Origin of the sequence: Intrasporangium calvum (assembly GCF_028446585.1) — a bacterium.
Classification (GTDB): Bacteria; Actinomycetota; Actinomycetes; order Actinomycetales; family Dermatophilaceae; genus Intrasporangium; species Intrasporangium calvum_A.
This window is the reverse complement of the sequence record NZ_JAPFQL010000031.1, coordinates 1-13,928: the sequence shown is the minus strand read 5'-3', so window position 1 is coordinate 13,928 and position 13,928 is coordinate 1. Positions and strand designations below refer to the sequence as shown.

The window sequence follows — 13,928 nt, the reverse complement described above, 5'->3', positions numbered from 1 at the left end:
GCCCGTTCCAATCGAAACCTCGTCAAGCGCCACTTGGGTCGGCCGCGCGAGTAGCGTCGCCTCGTCCTCCCACCGGAGACCCCTCGAAGCGAAAGGCCACATCGATGCTCAGCAGGACCCAGGCGCGGCTCGCGCTCCTCGGCACGGCCACGGCCGCCGCCATCGTCGTGAGCGGCGCGACACCCGCCGTCACCGCAGCCCCGATCGAGTCGGGCGTCAGCACGTCCTCCGCCTCCGCGGAGTGCGAGGAGACGGGCGGCTTCGCGGACTTTGCGCGCGTCCGCGACGGCGCCGCCGCGAAGGAGCCGAAGCTCTTCCCCGACAACGAGGCCAAGGCCTATGGCACGCTGCCCGACCGGGCCACGCTGCCCGCCGGCAGCGTCAAGGTCCGGACGGTCTTCCACGCCATCTCGGGCGACGAGTGGACCGCCCAGGAGAAGCGCAGCATGCAGCGCATGATCGAGGCCCAGATGAAGGTGCTCAACGACGCCTTCTCGGGTGCGACGGCGGCGGACGCAGCCGACACGCCGTTCCGCTTCGAGCTCGACCTCGAGCAGGACCTGAACTGGGTCGTCGACGCCGACTGGTACAACGTCACGCCCGGCAAGACCGAGCGCGACATGAAGCAGGCGCTGCACGAGGGCGACTCCGAAACGCTCAACGTCTACTCCGCGGACATCGGCGGCGGCCTGCTCGGCTGGGCCTACTTCCCGAAGGACTACAGCACCGGGCGCGACTTCATCGACGGCGTCGTCATCCTCGACCAGTCGATGCCGGGCGGGACCGCCGGCAAGTACGCCTACGGCGACACCCTGACCCACGAGGTGGGCCACTGGCTGCTCCTGCACCACACCTTCAACAACGGCTGCTCGGCCTCGGGTGACTTCGTCGCGGACACGCCGAAGGAGGCCGTGCCCCAGTTCAACTGCCCCGTGGGTGCCGACACGTGTGCGGCGGAGGGCCTCGACCCGATCCGCAACTTCATGGACTACACGATGGATCTCTGCATGGAGATGTTCACGCAGGGCCAGGCTGACCGGATGAGCGACGGCTGGCTGGCCTTCCGCGCGGGTGGCAAGGGCTGACGTCAGTCCGGAGGGTTGCGTGACCGCAGCACGAAGAGGACTCCGACGAGGGTCACCACCGGGCCGATCACGGCCCACACGGCGACGCGAGTCATCATGCTGCCGCCGACGTAGCCGAGGCCCTGGAGCGTCCACAGCGCACCAATGAGGATGAGGAGGATCCCGATCGGCAGCCTCCAGTGCCGGTTCACCCATTCCCTCCTCGGTCCGTGGCCCGTCTCGTGACGGGCCGGGCCACAGTCTCCCTCATGACGCCGTATGCCGCTGAGCTGGCTCAGCGGCATACGGCTCCGGTGCTTCCGCCGGCTGCGCGAATGTCGCACCCTGAGGGGGTGGCTCTCGCTGTGTGCCTCCTCTTTGACCCGAGAACCGACCGGTTGGTCCGGGAGCTGTGGGCGCGCCTGGAGGCCAAGGGCGTCCGGACCCTCCAGTCGCACACCCACGGTCGGCACCATCCGCACCTGTCCTATGCGGTGCTGCTCGAGTGGGATCTCGTCGGGGTCCGGGCAGCGCTCGAGGAACTGCCCGACAAGGGCGGCTTCGAGGTGAGCTTCCAGGGCACGGTGGCCTTCCCGCGCGGGCGGGCGGCGCTGGCCCCCGCGGTTCCCGCCGACGTCGCCGCCCGGCAGGACGCGGTCGCCGGCGCCGTGGTGGCCGCGGGCGGGATGCTGCACCGACACTATGCGCCCGGCCGGTGGGTGCCGCACGTCTCGGTTGCCACGCGGGCCTCAGGGGAGGCGCTCGCCGTAGTCGTCAAGGAGGTCGCGGACGTCCTGCCCCTGACGGGCACGGTCGAGCGGGCGGCCCTCATCGACAGCTCGACGGGAGAGGCCTGGCCGCTGCCGGGCGTGCCCTGACGGGGCGAGCGGCACCGGCTCAGGGGGTGGCCGGCCAGAGCAGCACCGACGAGGTGACCGGCCGGACCCCGGCGCCGGGGTCCGTCCCGGTCACGGTCACGGTGTGCGTCCCCGGCGGCAGGCCGGCGAAGGACGCCCGGGTGTCGCCGCCGTTGCTGATGGCAACGACCTCGCGGGCGAGGACCCGCCCCTTCTCGGTGTGGACCGTGACCTCGAGCGAGGCCGGGACGGCCCCAGCGGCGAGGGGCCCCGCATCAGCATCCATCTCGGCGCTGACGTCGACCTCGAGCGGTTCGCCCTCGACGACGAGGTCGGGGACCCGCGCCCGGACGTTGACCGAGGAGAGATCCCGGCGCCGCACGGGCGCCGCGGTCAGGAGCTCCTGGACCTGGTCGAGGACGAACCGGTTGCACTGCAGGGCGCTGTGGTTCTCGGGCACCCGGACCGCGATGTTGGTGTCGAGCCGTTCGTCATGCCCGATGGCGCCGGCGAGCGGGACGGTCCCGTCGCCGAAGTCGTTCTCCGCCCCGAAGCTCTCCGACACCGTCGCGCGCCCGCCGGAGAACCGGACCGTCGTGTTGGTCGGTTGGCGGATCCCGACGATCAGGTGGGCCATCCCCCTGCTGTCGGCGCGGGCCCGCTCAGCCTCCTGCAGCGTGGTGTGGAACGCCATCGCGTCGGCCACCATGTCGGTGCGCAGCTCGGGGACTGTCGTCTCGGTCGTCTTCAGATACTCGGATCCATCGGCGATGCAGGCGAACTCCGGCATGAGCTGGTGCAGCGACGGCAGGCTGCGGGCGAAGCCGGTCAGGTTGATCGACAGGGGCCCGATGCCCTTGCGCACGCCGTTGACCAGCTGCTCGATCGCGTTGGTGGCGCCGCGCCAGGGCGTGCCGAGGGTGATCAGCTTGCGCGTCACCTCGTGGCCGCCGCACTTCTCGACGTACCACCGCGCGACGAGCCCGCCCATCGAGTGGCAGACGAAGACGAGGCGGGCGTCGGCATACGGCCCGCCCTGCGCCCGCCAGCGTTCGAGCGCGGGCTCGACCACCGTCGCCAGCCGCTGTCCGTTGTAGCGGTTGGACAGGCGCCAGTCGTACGGCGCCAGAACGAGGTTGGCGGGGCGGTCGCCGGTCGCCTCGTGGTAGCCCAGCGATCGGAGCTGGTTGACGAGGACGTCGTAGCCCTTCAGCGGCGTCCAGATTCCGGGGATCGCGTGGACGTCCGGCATGAGGCCGACCGGTTCGACGCCGTCCCCCGGGTGCTCGTCGCCGATCCCCTCGGGCAGCTCGTGGTCGAGGATGCTGTCCCGGCGCCTGATGAGCTTCCAGATCGCACCGCCTGATGGCGCCCAGAAGAGGTGGTCAGCGGCCGGCGAGCCGTCCGCCCCCCGCACCCCGAGCGTGCTGCCCATGATGCCGGGCAGGACGACGACGACGTCGTTGTTGTTGTTCATGTCAGGTCCCCCGCTTCAGCCCCCATTCGTCAACGGTGCCACGAGGTCCGGCACCGTGCCACCGATTCGGTCAACGAGCCGCGGCCCGGAAGGCCTCCCAGACCTCCGGTCGCAGCCGGCCGCGGTCGCTCACCGCGAGCCCCTGCTCCAGAGCCCAGGCGCGCACCTCGGCGGTCGTCGGCTCGCGGGGCGGCACCGGTCCCGCCGGCTCGAGGTCGTCCAGGTGGGCGCCGGCGCCGGCCTCGAGGCGGGCCTGATGCAGGGCCGCCGTGAGGAAACGGAACGCCCACTCCTGGGCCAGAGCCCGTGTCTCGCAGAAGATGATCGGCACGGTCGGGTAGCGCGCCTGGCTCTCCGCGATCGCGTCGGCCACCACCGCGGGGCGCACGTGCTTGAGCGAGAACACGTGGGAGTACTTGTCCTCGACGACCACTGCTCCATGCCGTACGCCGCTGAGCTCGGCGAGCGCGTACCTCAGCTTCCCGTTGAGCAGGCTCGACGACAGGTCCTGGAGCGACTTGCGTTCCACGACGGCCACGACGGTGCCATCGAGCTCGACGGCGTAGTCCCCGACGGACAGTGGCGTCGTGCGGGTGGTGGCGTGCTGGCGGCTGAACTTCCACGCGTAGCGCTCGTAGCTGTCGACGAGGATCTCCAGCTCGTCGGGGTCGGGGCGGGCCGTGGGGATGCGCACGTTGGGTCGTGCCTGCTTGGCCGTTCGGGGGGTCTGCCAGAAGATGACCTGCCTTCCCTTGGCCCGGGCGAGCACGAACTGGGACCGGTTCTCCCGGCCACGGTCGAGCACGAGGTCGATGGCGGCGCCGCGGCTCGTGCAGACCCGGGTGGGCACCCGCTCGACGATCTCGGCGTCGGCAGGCCATTCCGGGGCGCGGTGGCAGTAGACCTTGCTCGTGCGCGGCCACGTCTCCCGGGCCTTGAGGACTATCCCGTCCGCGCCGAGGGGGATGCGCACGAGATAGGGCAGCGAGCTGTCCTGCTCCGGGTTGCGGGCCACGAGGAAGTCGTCGGGCACGACCACAGTCTGCCCTCTCGGGCCTGCTCAGGCCGTGACGCCGCTGCCCGCACCGCGCAGGACGACAACTTCGATGGGCTCGCTCCGGCCGCGGATCTCCAGCAGGCGGTGCTCGCGGTCCTCGATGGGCAGGTGCGCCGCCCGGCCCGACGTGCAGCTGACGAGGACCTCGCCCGCACCGGCGGCGGAGGCGAGCCGCGCCGTCGTGTTGACCGCGTCGCCCAGCGCGGTGAAGTCCTCGACCGTGCCGTGCTCGCCCGTGGCCCCGACGAACACGTCGCCGGTGTGGACCGCGGTGCCGATCGGGATCGGCCCCATCGGCGTGGCTCTCGCCAGTCCGGCCCGGTCGGCCAGGTCGAGGGCCGCCCGGATCGCCGCGCCGGCGTGGTCGGGACCGCTCACCCCACCGAAGAAGAGGCCGATGACCTCGTCCCCGACGAGCTTGTCGACGACGCCGTCGTGGTCGACGATCGCCTTTGTCGCGATCTTGTAGAAGCGGTCGAGGAAGGCGTGGAAGTCCGATGGGGTCATCCGCTCACCGAGAGCGGTCGAGCCCCGGACGTCCGAGAAGAGCAGGGTGCACGGGATCTCGACCCCGCTCAGGCCGCTCTTGCCCAGCTCGGTCGTGCACTTGGTGCACAGCAGCGGGTTCGACGACCTGGCGAAGCCCCGGAGCCGGAACGCCGCGCCGCCGATCCCCCCGAAGGGGACCATGCACAGCTTGCACCGGGGCTCGCTCGGGAACCGCCTGAAGCGGGCCCGCTGCTCCGCCAAACCGGGGTGCACGCCCATCATGTAGAGGCGGACGTCCTCCGGGGTCCACTTCTGGTCCGACCCACCCATGCGGACGACGATACGGCGCCCCTGTGGCGCAGGTCACACGTTCCCTCCGAATCGCGTGTGTGTCCGGGCGAACTGGGCCACGATGTCCCATATGGGGGACCGCCGGATCGCTTGGATCGTCACCACGTGCCTGCTCGTGCTGGCGCTGGGAGCGAGCTCAGCGGCATACGTCTACTCCAACAACTCCGCGCGCGAGTGGCAGGTCAGGTCGCAGCAGCTCTCCGCCGAGCTGGCTGACATGACCGCCCAGCGCCAGCAGGTCCAGGGGCTCCTTGACGCGTCCCAGGCGGCGCTCGCGGAGACCAAGGACTCCCTCGACGAGGTCAGCGGGAAGTACAACGACGCGGCGAAGCGGATCCGCGACCTCGCCGACGAGAAGGCCCAGGCCGGCGACACCGTCGGCGTGCTCGGGACGGCCGTGCAACGCTCCCGGAGCGTCGCGGTCCAGCTCGACGAGTGCGTCGCCGGGCTCCAGGAGCTGCAGGACTACCTCATCGACCTGGACAGCTACGATCCGTCCGTCGTCCTCAGGGTGGCCGAGGAGATCAACGTCGGCTGCGACCGGGCGCAGGCGGCGAGCGACGCGTTCGTCACCTGGCTCGAGGGTGACTGAGGTGGTGCGCACCGGCCTCGTCACCGCGGGGCTGGTCCTCATGGTGACGACGGCGGGGTGTGCAGAGCTGGCGCCGGTCGCGCCACCAGAAGCCCGGTCGGAGACCGTGCGTGCGGTGACCCCCACCACGTCCGTCGACCTCGAGGCAGGCGAGCCCCAGCTGGAGGGCTTCACCGACCTCGAGCGGGCCGCGCTGCGGATCCGCAGCATCGGCTGCGGGGGTGTGCGGACCGGGTCGGGGTTCGCGATCGGCGAACGGGTGCTCGTGACCAACCGGCACGTGGTCGCGGGCGCCACGACCCTGGAGGTGAGCACCTTCGACGGCACGGACATCGACGTCCGGACCTCAGGCGCCGCGACGGTGGCCGACCTCGCCATCGTCCGAACCAGGGAACGGCTGCCCGCTTCGATCACCCTGGCGCCCGGCAACCCCGAGGTCGGCCAGACGGTGACGGCGGTCGGATACCCCCTCGGTGGCCCGCTCACGACCACGGACGGACAGGTGCTCGGTTACCGCGCCGACCCCGTGGCCAAGTCCGACCTGCCGATGCTGCTCAACTCCGCACCGGTCGAGCACGGCAGCTCCGGGAGCCCTCTGGTCGACATCTCCGGCGAGCTCGTCGGCGTGGTCTACGCCTCGACCGGTCCCGGGCGCACCTACGCCGTCCCCATCGACGTGCTCGAGGACCTGCTCGAGCAGCCAGAGGCGTTCGCCTCGAAGACGGACTGCGACGACTGAGACTGCCAGCCCGGGGAGGGCTCAGGCGCAGTTGGGGCAGACGCCCGTCACCGGCATCTCCATGAAGCAGCTGGGGCAGACCCCGCCGCGACGCTCCTCCTGGACCCGCTGGCGCGGGGCCGACCGGACGGGCCGGCTCGGGGCCGCCTTCGTGCCACCCGCGGCGCTCCGCACCGGGGTGCTCGCCCGCCTCGGCGTCACCAGCGTGGGCTCCGCGTCGGGCGGCACGTCGTCCGACCAGTGCCGATAGCACTCGAGCCGCGCCACCGCCGCACGGTGCTCCCGCTCGTGCGGGTCCGTGACCGTCCTGCCCTCGAGCCGCAGCACCTCGTCGAAGCCGGCGCCGACCTGCCCGTCCTTGGTGTGGACGACCAGGGCAGCCAGCGGTGGCTCGCCGCGCAGGTGGTTGGCGTGGGCGACCATCTTGAGCAGGTCGCCGACCCAGGCGCGCGTCTGGGCGTTGGTGTGCAGACCCGACCGGCGCTGCACCTCATCGGCCAGCTCGGCATAGGTCAGCACGGCGTTGTAGCGCTCGGCGGTCTCGACGAGGACGTCGTAGGTGTGCTTGATCCAGAACTTCTTGCCCACCGTGGGGTTGACGAACCTGTCGTCCTGTCCGGGCTCGCTCATCCCACGATTGTGCCCCGTCACCCGGGGAAGCCGAAGCACGGGTAGAACTCCGCCGCCTCGGTCCGCTCGCAGTCGGTCGTGGTCTCGAGGAAGGCGAACCCGTGGCCCGACGTGATGGTGTGGTAGCTCCGCGGCTGGCCGGCTCCTGCCGGCGCGGCCGTGAGCACCACCAGTGTGAACCACGAGACCCCGGGGACCTTCGCCTCTGGCGGGCCGACCCCGTGCGACGAGAGCGTTGACGCAGGGACTCAGACAGAGGAGGTGGCGCCATGACCACGATCCCGGCGCCCGAGAAACCATCCGCATCGCGGCATCGCCCGCCCGTCCCGACCCGTCGCCACCACCGCCACTGGCTGCGGCGGCTGGTCATCACCGTCGTGGCCCTGCTGCTCGTCGTGCTGGGCGTGGGCGGCTGGTACTTCTCCGGACGGATCTACTCCGGAGCGCTCCAGTCGACGCCGGGGCAGCCGCTCCCGGGCTACGACGACGTCGAGGTCGTCGCCGTGACGGGCTCGCAGGTCACGCTGAAGAAGGGACCCGACGCCAACGAGGCCTTCGACTCCGCGGGCCGGTACGCCTTGGTCTGGGAGGGCGGACACGGACTCATCGGACCCGCAACGAGCAACCCCGACGGGTCGGTGACGCGCGACCTGGTCGTCGTCTCCGGCACAGCGCCGTCGATCGGGCAGCAGGCAGGCCTCGAGCGGGCCTACTGGCTCGCCTCCGACACGGAGGCGATGGGCCTGACCCGCCAGGACGTCCTGATCGGTGAGGCGCCCGCGTGGTACTTCCCCAACGGGGCCGTCTCGCCACAGCGGATGGCCATCTTCGTGCACGGCCAGAACGGCATCCGTGAGAACGGCCTCCGCTTCGTCGACGTGGCCCAGGGGCTCGCCCTCCCCGTCCTCGACATCACCTATCGGAACGACCTCGGCGCGCCCAAGGACCCGTCGGGCCGGCTGCAGTACGGGGCCACGGAGTGGGCGGACCTCGATGCGGCGGTCGCCTGGGCCATGGGTCGGGGTGCCAGTGACATCGTCCTCGTCGGCCAGTCGATGGGCGGCGCCATCGTCGCCGCGTTCCTCGAGAACTCCGACTGGGCCGCTGTGGTCTCCCGGGTCGTCCTCGACGCCCCGATGCTGTCACTGGGAGACGCCGTGAAGCACGGTGCCCGGGCAGCGTTGCCCGGAGGCCTCGCCGTGCCCGATCCCATCCTCTGGTCGGCCCAGCTCCTGACGACGTGGCGCTATGGGGTCGACTGGGCGGCAGTGGACTATCTCGATGACGCGTCGTGGCTGCGGGTGCCGGCGCTCGTCACGCATGGGACGGAAGACGGAGCGACCCCGGTCAGCACCTCGCAGCGGCTGGTGGACGCGCGACCGGGACTCGTGCGGCTCGTCGAGTTCCCTGACGCGCTTCACACGGAGTCCTGGAACTTCGACCCGATGCGGTGGAATCAGGAGGTGGCCGACTTCCTGCGGACCTCGTGAACCCGAGGAATAGGTGGTGGCTGGATATTGTTAAACTTTCAACTATCCAGCCACCATCGTCGGAAACGACAGCAGGGAGTTGCACCATGAACAGGCTCGAAGGCCGCGTTGCCCTCATCACCGGAGCAGCGAGCGGGATCGGCAAGGCGACGGCTCAGCGCCTGGCCCGAGAGGGTGCCGCAGTGGTCATCACCGACATCGCGGCCGAGGCCGGCGAGGCCACCGTCGCCGAGATCCGCGAGGCCGGCGGGAAGGCCCTCTTCGTCAAGCACGACGTGACGAGCGAGTCCGAGTGGGAGGTGGCCACCGCCAAGGCTGTCGAGGAGTTCGGTAGCCTCGACATCCTCGTCAACAACGCCGGCATGGGCGACCTCAAGACGATCGAGGACACCACCATCGAGGAGTGGAACCGCACCGTCGCCATCGACCAGACCGGTGTCTTCCTCGGCCTCAAGACCGCCGCGCCCCACCTGAAGAAGTCGGGCAACGGCGCCGTCATCAACATCAGCTCGATCTTCGGGACGAGCGGCGGCTTCGGGACCTCCCCGGCCTACCACGCGGCCAAGGGCGCCGTCCGCACCCTGACCAAGAACGCCGCCCTCTACTGGGCCACCGACGGCATCCGGGTCAACTCGATCCACCCCGGCTTCATCGAGACGCCGATCCTCGAGCCCACCAAGGGCACCGAGTACTGGAACACCATGACGGCCCTCACCCCGATGGGCCACCTCGGCAAGCCTGAGGACATCGCCGCGGGCGTCGCCTACCTGGCGAGCGACGACGCCAAGTTCGTCACCGGGCTCGAGCTCTACATCGACGGCGGCTACATCGCCCGCTGACCGGCGGCCCAGGACAAAGCAGGGAGGTGCGCCGGTCCTCAGGCCGGCACACCTCCTGTCGTGCGCCGTAGACGTTCTCGCCGTAGTTCCACGGGTCCCAGTTGTCGGCGGTCATGTGCTGCTCCGAGCGTGCAGCCGAGTCGTTGGGCGACCTTGACCACTCGAATCGTCGTCACCGTCTCGGGTCGGTAGACCCGGTGGTCACCAGTTGACGAGAAGTCGCCCCTGCTTGTCCCGGAACGCGCCCACGATCACCATGATGAGGTCGATGCGGTCCCGAGCTGGCCGGCTGCAGAGGTGGTGAGCGGTGCGAGCTGATCGGTCCAGCTGGTGCCGTCCCAGTAGCGCGACATCGGCTTGCCGGCGGGATCCGGGTACCACCCCGCCTGAGGCACTCGGGCGTCGGGCTGCTCCGGCATGGTCGACATGGTTCCTCCGTTGGTGGTGCGTCCGTCCTTCGCGCGGGAGGCAGCACCGATCCCCCCGTCCGCAAGCCACCGTAGTCCGGACGGCCGAACGGCGGGGGGAAAGGCGCCGATGCGTGCCGGTCAGGCGTCGAGGAAGTCCTCGAAGGCAGCGAACGCCCGCGGGCCGTAGACCGTCGCCGGGCCCCCGGTCATGAGGATGGTGACGCCGATCGCCTCGGCGACCTCCTGGCGGGTGGCCCCCGCTCGGGCGGCGCCACGCGCGTGGGAGGCGATGCAGCCGTCGCACTCCTCGGCCACGGCGATGGCCAGGGCGATGAGCTCCTTCATCCGCGTGTCGAGTGCACCCGGGGCCAGCGCCGCCTTGTGCAGCTCGCTGAAGCCCGCGTAGACGTCCGGGATGGCCTGGCGCAGCGACCGGCTGAGCGGTGCGATGTCCTGCAGCACCTGCTTGCCGTGCGAGTGGGCGGTCTGCGGGGCGGCGGTGTCGGTCATGATGTGCCTTTCGTGATGGTGCCGGCTCAAGCCAGGCTGAGGAACAGCTTCTGCAACTGCTGCAGCTCCGCGTCGTCCGGGCCCTGCCCCGACTCGAAGCACGCCTTCATCCCGTCGGTCATCAGCACGACACCGGCGCGCTGGAGGGCCTTGATGACCGCGGACAGCTGCAGAGCGATGTCCTGGCAATCCGCGTCGTCCTCCATCATCGAGATGACCTTGCCGAGGTGGCCGTGAGCGCGCTTGGTGCGGTTGCGAATTGCGGTCATCGACTGCTGGTCGAGCTGCATCCTGCGCCCTCCTGACGGGTGTGCGAACCATGGTGGTTCGGTTCGACAATAACCCCCCGGGGGGATAGGTGCGCAACCGGGCAGAGCGGGGTGCACGGTGGATGCAGGAGGATGGAGGGATGGAAGCAGGGCACATCCTCGCCGGTCGCTACGTCGTCGATCGGGCCATCGGCGCTGGCGGGATGGGCCAGGTCTTCGCCGGGACGGACCGCGTGCTGCAGCGGGCGGTCGCGATCAAGGTCTGCCCCTTCGCGCCCGACGACACGGTGGGTTTCGAGCGCTTTCGGCGGGAGGCGCAGGCGGCGGCGTCGCTCAGTCATCCCAACGTGGTGCTGATCCACGACGCCGGGGCGGACGGCAGCCTCGCCTACATCGTCATGGAGCTGCTGCCCGGGCCCGACCTGGCGCGGCACGTCGCGGACCGGGGCGCCCTCCCCGAGGCGCAGGCGGTCACCATCGCCACCCAGGTCGCAGCCGGACTGGCTGCCGCGCACGAGGTGGGCATCGTCCACCGCGACATCAAGCCCGCCAACATCGTCTTCGACGGGTCCGGCAGCGTGCGCGTCGTCGACTTCGGTATCGCCCGGCTCGAGGAGGCCAGCGGCCTCACGGGGGCTCACACGGTCCTCGGCAGCGCACCCTACCTCGCCCCCGAGCAGGCTGCGGGCCGCGCCGTCGACGCGCGCGCCGACCTCTACGCACTCGGCTGCGTCCTCATGACGATGCTGACCGGCCACCCGCCCTTCGACGGCGACCAGGCTCTTGCCATCGCCCACCAGCACCTGAGTGCTGACCCACCGAGGGTCTCGGACCGCCGCCCGACCGTGGACCCGGGGCTCGACCGCCTCGTCGCAGAGCTCCTCGCCAAGGATCCGGCAGCCCGACCCTCGTCCGCTCGCGAGGTCGTGGAGCGCCTCCGCCGACTCGCGGCCATCCCACGACTCTCGGCGGCGGGTGACCTGGCCGCGACGCGGGTCCTGCCCGTCACCGATGCCACGGTGCCGATGGCCACCCCCCGCCACGGGTCTCCTCGTCCGTCGCGGCGCTCCGCCTGGCCGGTCGTCGCCGCACTGTTGCTGCTCGCCGTCGTGGCGGGCGTCTTCTGGCTGTCCTGGGGTGGCCCGGACGAACCGCCGGCCACCGCTACCGCCACCGCTCCCACCTCGCAGCGGTCGGTGCCGTCACCCACCACGCCGACGCCGACCGAGGTCCGCGGGAGCGAACCGCCCGCTCCGCCGGTCGCCGGCGAGGGTCCCCGAGCGGCGGCGGCGCGCGCCGTGGAGGCGGTGCGCGGCGTCATCTCGACGGTCGAGACATTCGGCGGCCTGGAGGAAAAGGCCGCCGACGATCTCGGCAAGCGGCTCGATGACCTGGCCAAGCAGCTCGCCCGGGACAACGAGGACCAGCTGGGCAAGAAGTTCGACGACCTGGAGAAGCGCCTCGAGGACCTCGCGGACAAGGGCGACCTCTCCGAGACCGGCCACGACATGATCTCCGCCGCGCTCGAGGCACTCGAGGGCCTCATCTGACCCGCCGGCCCTCCTTCGCGTGAGGAGCCCGTTGCACGCGGGTATGAGGCAGGCATGACGACAGCCACGGTGGAGGCCGGCGCCAAGGCCGCCGGTCGAGCGCTCGCGGGAGCGCTGGGGGTGGTGGCCGCGGTCACCCGGACCAAGCCACTGCACGCAGCGGGTCGGACCTACCGCGCGAGGCTCCGGATCGACGTCCCGATGCCGGACAGCGGTGTGCGGCTGTTCTCCGAGCGTGGCCAGCACGAAGGCCTGGTCCGGCTGTCCCGCGCGATGAGCCTGCCCTCCGGGTGGTGGGACATCGGCGGTCTTGCCCTGCGGGTGGATCGGGCCGGGCCGGGGTGCGGCCCCGCCGACGTCCTCTTCGCCAACACCGGCACCAGCAGACTCGGCCGACACCTGCTCCGGCTCTCCAGAGAGCCGTTGAGCGAACCGATGACGACGCTGCTCCCGGTCCGGGCGGGCACATCCTCGCTCCTGCTCCTCGTTCGGCCGATCGGCGAGACCCATGGTGCAGTACCCCGGCAGTACGAGCTGAGCATCGGGCTCGATGGCGGCTCGTGGCGCCCGGTCGGCATCATCGAGCTGGGGGTCGAGGTCCAAGGGGCCTCGCCGCGGTTCGACCCACTCGTTCGCCGGCTGGAGGGGACCGCCCCGCCGACGTGGGTCAGCGAGCTGCGCGAGCCGGCCTACCGCCTGGCCCGTCGACTGGGCCGTCGCACGCACTGAGCCGCCTTGGGGAATGCATCGGCATCCCTTACCGTTGGCATCGACGACCATACCCCCCGGGGTATTAGCCGAACGACAACGGAGGACCCACCGCAATGCCGAACGCCACCATCACCGAGCTCGCTGCCGCCCACGCCGACGGTGCGCCCGTGGTTGACGTCCGAGAGCCGATGGAATACGTCGGGGGCCACGTGCCCGGAGCCGTGCTCATGCCGATGGGCCAGCTGGCTTCGCGCCTGCACGAGCTGGACAAGAGCCGCACCACCTATGTCATCTGCGCCACGGGGAACCGGAGCCAGGCGATGGCCGACTTCCTCCGCCGCGCCGGGATCGACGCCCGGTCCGTGGATGGAGGAACCTCGGCCTGGGCCCAGTCGGGACGCCCGGTCGTCGCGGGACCGCGTCCCGCCTGACCGTCGGGCCTATGCTCGAAGCATGGCCGGCTGCTGTGACGCCAGGGGTTGTGACCGGGTCTTCGGGGCACGTTTCGCCCGTCATGTCGCCAAGCGCTATCGCAAGCGGGGCCTGGACCGGCCCTCGCGCCGGATCGTCGACTGGCTCGTCGCCCAAGGCGTCGCCGGCGCCACCGTCCTCGAGGTCGGCGGTGGCGTCGGTGAGATCCAGCTCGAGCTGCTCCGGCGCGGCGCGGCCCGCACGACCAACCTGGAGCTGAGTCCCGCCTACGACGCCGAGGCCGGGGCTCTGGCAGCCGAGGCGGGCACCGCGGACCGGATGACGAGACGGCTCGGCGACATCGCAGTCGACGGCGAGGTCGCCGAGCCGCACGACTTCGTCGTCATGCACCGCGTCGTCTGCTGCTATCCCGACGTCGAGCGGCTCGTGGCGGCCGCCGCCGACCATGCCAAACGCGGCGT

Annotated in this window: 19 protein-coding genes; 10 read left to right on the top strand and 9 right to left on the bottom strand. The window is 71.0% G+C overall.

Annotated features, from left to right (window positions below; all coding sequences use genetic code 11):
* Positions 1 to 104 precede the first annotated feature (104 nt).
* A complete protein-coding gene (locus OO014_RS08695; RefSeq protein ID WP_272461909.1) occupies positions 105 to 1,085 on the top strand; it encodes a zinc metalloprotease in 981 nt (326 codons plus the stop codon).
* A gap of 2 nt (positions 1,086 to 1,087) precedes the next feature.
* Here OO014_RS08695 and OO014_RS08690 read toward each other — a convergent pair whose 3' ends face one another.
* On the bottom strand, positions 1,088 to 1,276 hold the full coding sequence (locus OO014_RS08690) for a hypothetical protein (RefSeq protein WP_272461908.1): 189 nt from the start codon (positions 1,274 to 1,276) through the stop codon (positions 1,088 to 1,090).
* A gap of 57 nt (positions 1,277 to 1,333) precedes the next feature.
* Between OO014_RS08690 and OO014_RS08685 the strand changes: the two genes are divergently transcribed.
* Positions 1,334 to 1,942, top strand: coding sequence for a 2'-5' RNA ligase family protein (locus OO014_RS08685; RefSeq protein WP_272461907.1), 609 nt, complete (start codon positions 1,334 to 1,336; stop codon positions 1,940 to 1,942).
* A gap of 19 nt (positions 1,943 to 1,961) precedes the next feature.
* Here OO014_RS08685 and OO014_RS08680 read toward each other — a convergent pair whose 3' ends face one another.
* The 3 genes from OO014_RS08680 to OO014_RS08670 all read right to left on the bottom strand — a co-directional run bounded on the left by OO014_RS08680 (position 1,962) and on the right by OO014_RS08670 (position 5,274).
* Complete coding sequence (locus OO014_RS08680; RefSeq protein WP_272461906.1) at positions 1,962 to 3,398, bottom strand: lipase family alpha/beta hydrolase; 1,437 nt, start codon at positions 3,396 to 3,398, stop codon at positions 1,962 to 1,964.
* Positions 3,399 to 3,468: 70 nt separating this feature from the next.
* Positions 3,469 to 4,431 carry an ERCC4 domain-containing protein gene (locus OO014_RS08675; RefSeq protein ID WP_272461905.1) on the bottom strand — a complete coding sequence of 321 codons (963 nt, stop codon included), beginning with the start codon at positions 4,429 to 4,431 and terminating at the stop codon, positions 3,469 to 3,471.
* A gap of 27 nt (positions 4,432 to 4,458) precedes the next feature.
* Positions 4,459 to 5,274: an adenylate/guanylate cyclase domain-containing protein gene (locus OO014_RS08670; protein ID WP_272461904.1), complete on the bottom strand. Its 816-nt coding sequence runs from the start codon at positions 5,272 to 5,274 to the stop codon at positions 4,459 to 4,461.
* Positions 5,275 to 5,365: 91 nt separating this feature from the next.
* Between OO014_RS08670 and OO014_RS08665 the strand changes: the two genes are divergently transcribed.
* Together OO014_RS08665 and OO014_RS08660 are read left to right on the top strand one after the other, a co-directional pair.
* On the top strand, positions 5,366 to 5,887 hold the full coding sequence (locus OO014_RS08665) for a hypothetical protein (RefSeq protein ID WP_272461903.1): 522 nt from the start codon (positions 5,366 to 5,368) through the stop codon (positions 5,885 to 5,887).
* Between the two features lies 1 nt (position 5,888).
* Positions 5,889 to 6,626, top strand: coding sequence for a S1C family serine protease (locus OO014_RS08660; RefSeq protein WP_272461902.1), 738 nt, complete (start codon positions 5,889 to 5,891; stop codon positions 6,624 to 6,626).
* A gap of 21 nt (positions 6,627 to 6,647) precedes the next feature.
* Here OO014_RS08660 and OO014_RS08655 read toward each other — a convergent pair whose 3' ends face one another.
* Both OO014_RS08655 and OO014_RS08650 read right to left on the bottom strand, forming a co-directional pair.
* Positions 6,648 to 7,256, bottom strand: a complete 609-nt coding sequence (locus OO014_RS08655) for a hypothetical protein (protein WP_272461901.1) — start codon at positions 7,254 to 7,256, stop codon at positions 6,648 to 6,650.
* A 17-nt stretch (positions 7,257 to 7,273) separates the two neighbouring features.
* Positions 7,274 to 7,426 (bottom strand): hypothetical protein, encoded by a 153-nt coding sequence (locus OO014_RS08650; protein WP_272461900.1) that lies wholly within the window; start codon positions 7,424 to 7,426, stop codon positions 7,274 to 7,276.
* Between the two features lie 99 nt (positions 7,427 to 7,525).
* On the opposite strand from OO014_RS08650, the gene OO014_RS08645 reads away from it, so the two are divergent.
* Both OO014_RS08645 and OO014_RS08640 read left to right on the top strand, forming a co-directional pair.
* Entirely contained in the window at positions 7,526 to 8,746 is a 1,221-nt protein-coding gene (locus OO014_RS08645) for an alpha/beta hydrolase (RefSeq protein ID WP_272461899.1), read from the top strand.
* Between the two features lie 86 nt (positions 8,747 to 8,832).
* Positions 8,833 to 9,585, top strand: a complete 753-nt coding sequence (locus tag OO014_RS08640; RefSeq protein WP_272461898.1) for an SDR family NAD(P)-dependent oxidoreductase — start codon at positions 8,833 to 8,835, stop codon at positions 9,583 to 9,585.
* A gap of 251 nt (positions 9,586 to 9,836) precedes the next feature.
* Here the strand turns inward: OO014_RS08640 and OO014_RS08635 are convergent, their stop codons facing one another.
* The 3 genes from OO014_RS08635 to OO014_RS08625 form a co-directional block, all read right to left on the bottom strand.
* Entirely contained in the window at positions 9,837 to 10,013 is a 177-nt protein-coding gene (locus OO014_RS08635) for a DUF2510 domain-containing protein (protein ID WP_272461897.1), read from the bottom strand.
* A 120-nt stretch (positions 10,014 to 10,133) separates the two neighbouring features.
* Complete coding sequence (locus OO014_RS08630; RefSeq protein ID WP_272461896.1) at positions 10,134 to 10,505, bottom strand: carboxymuconolactone decarboxylase family protein; 372 nt, start codon at positions 10,503 to 10,505, stop codon at positions 10,134 to 10,136.
* Positions 10,506 to 10,531: 26 nt separating this feature from the next.
* Entirely contained in the window at positions 10,532 to 10,795 is a 264-nt protein-coding gene (locus OO014_RS08625) for a metal-sensitive transcriptional regulator (protein WP_272461895.1), read from the bottom strand.
* A gap of 119 nt (positions 10,796 to 10,914) precedes the next feature.
* On the opposite strand from OO014_RS08625, the gene OO014_RS08620 reads away from it, so the two are divergent.
* The 4 genes from OO014_RS08620 to OO014_RS08605 all read left to right on the top strand — a co-directional run.
* The gene (locus OO014_RS08620) at positions 10,915 to 12,324 is read left to right on the top strand and encodes a protein kinase domain-containing protein (RefSeq protein WP_272461894.1); all 1,410 of its coding nucleotides are present in this window, start codon (positions 10,915 to 10,917) and stop codon (positions 12,322 to 12,324) included.
* A gap of 54 nt (positions 12,325 to 12,378) precedes the next feature.
* On the top strand, positions 12,379 to 13,053 hold the full coding sequence (locus tag OO014_RS08615; RefSeq protein WP_272461893.1) for a phosphodiesterase: 675 nt from the start codon (positions 12,379 to 12,381) through the stop codon (positions 13,051 to 13,053).
* Positions 13,054 to 13,148: 95 nt separating this feature from the next.
* A complete protein-coding gene (locus OO014_RS08610; RefSeq protein ID WP_272461892.1) occupies positions 13,149 to 13,466 on the top strand; it encodes a rhodanese-like domain-containing protein in 318 nt (105 codons plus the stop codon).
* A 22-nt stretch (positions 13,467 to 13,488) separates the two neighbouring features.
* Positions 13,489 to 13,928, top strand: a 440-nt coding sequence (locus OO014_RS08605) for a class I SAM-dependent methyltransferase (protein WP_272461891.1), incomplete at its 3' end; no start/stop codon positions are given.

Bases quoted from the DNA above. Each gene is read 5' to 3' on its own strand.
- OO014_RS08695 (WP_272461909.1), top strand. From the start codon at position 105: ATGCTCAGCAGGACCCAGGCGCGGCTCGCGCTCCTCGGCACGGCCACG.
- OO014_RS08685 (WP_272461907.1), top strand. From the start codon at position 1,334: ATGACGCCGTATGCCGCTGAGCTGGCTCAGCGGCATACGGCTCCGGTG.
- OO014_RS08680 (WP_272461906.1), bottom strand. From the start codon at position 3,398: ATGAACAACAACAACGACGTCGTCGTCGTCCTGCCCGGCATCATGGGC.
- OO014_RS08670 (WP_272461904.1), bottom strand. From the start codon at position 5,274: ATGGGTGGGTCGGACCAGAAGTGGACCCCGGAGGACGTCCGCCTCTAC.
- OO014_RS08665 (WP_272461903.1), top strand. From the start codon at position 5,366: ATGGGGGACCGCCGGATCGCTTGGATCGTCACCACGTGCCTGCTCGTG.
- OO014_RS08655 (WP_272461901.1), bottom strand. From the start codon at position 7,256: ATGAGCGAGCCCGGACAGGACGACAGGTTCGTCAACCCCACGGTGGGC.
- OO014_RS08645 (WP_272461899.1), top strand. From the start codon at position 7,526: ATGACCACGATCCCGGCGCCCGAGAAACCATCCGCATCGCGGCATCGC.
- OO014_RS08640 (WP_272461898.1), top strand. From the start codon at position 8,833: ATGAACAGGCTCGAAGGCCGCGTTGCCCTCATCACCGGAGCAGCGAGC.
- OO014_RS08635 (WP_272461897.1), bottom strand. From the start codon at position 10,013: ATGTCGACCATGCCGGAGCAGCCCGACGCCCGAGTGCCTCAGGCGGGG.
- OO014_RS08630 (WP_272461896.1), bottom strand. From the start codon at position 10,505: ATGACCGACACCGCCGCCCCGCAGACCGCCCACTCGCACGGCAAGCAG.
- OO014_RS08625 (WP_272461895.1), bottom strand. From the start codon at position 10,795: ATGCAGCTCGACCAGCAGTCGATGACCGCAATTCGCAACCGCACCAAG.
- OO014_RS08620 (WP_272461894.1), top strand. From the start codon at position 10,915: ATGGAAGCAGGGCACATCCTCGCCGGTCGCTACGTCGTCGATCGGGCC.
- OO014_RS08615 (WP_272461893.1), top strand. From the start codon at position 12,379: ATGACGACAGCCACGGTGGAGGCCGGCGCCAAGGCCGCCGGTCGAGCG.
- OO014_RS08610 (WP_272461892.1), top strand. From the start codon at position 13,149: ATGCCGAACGCCACCATCACCGAGCTCGCTGCCGCCCACGCCGACGGT.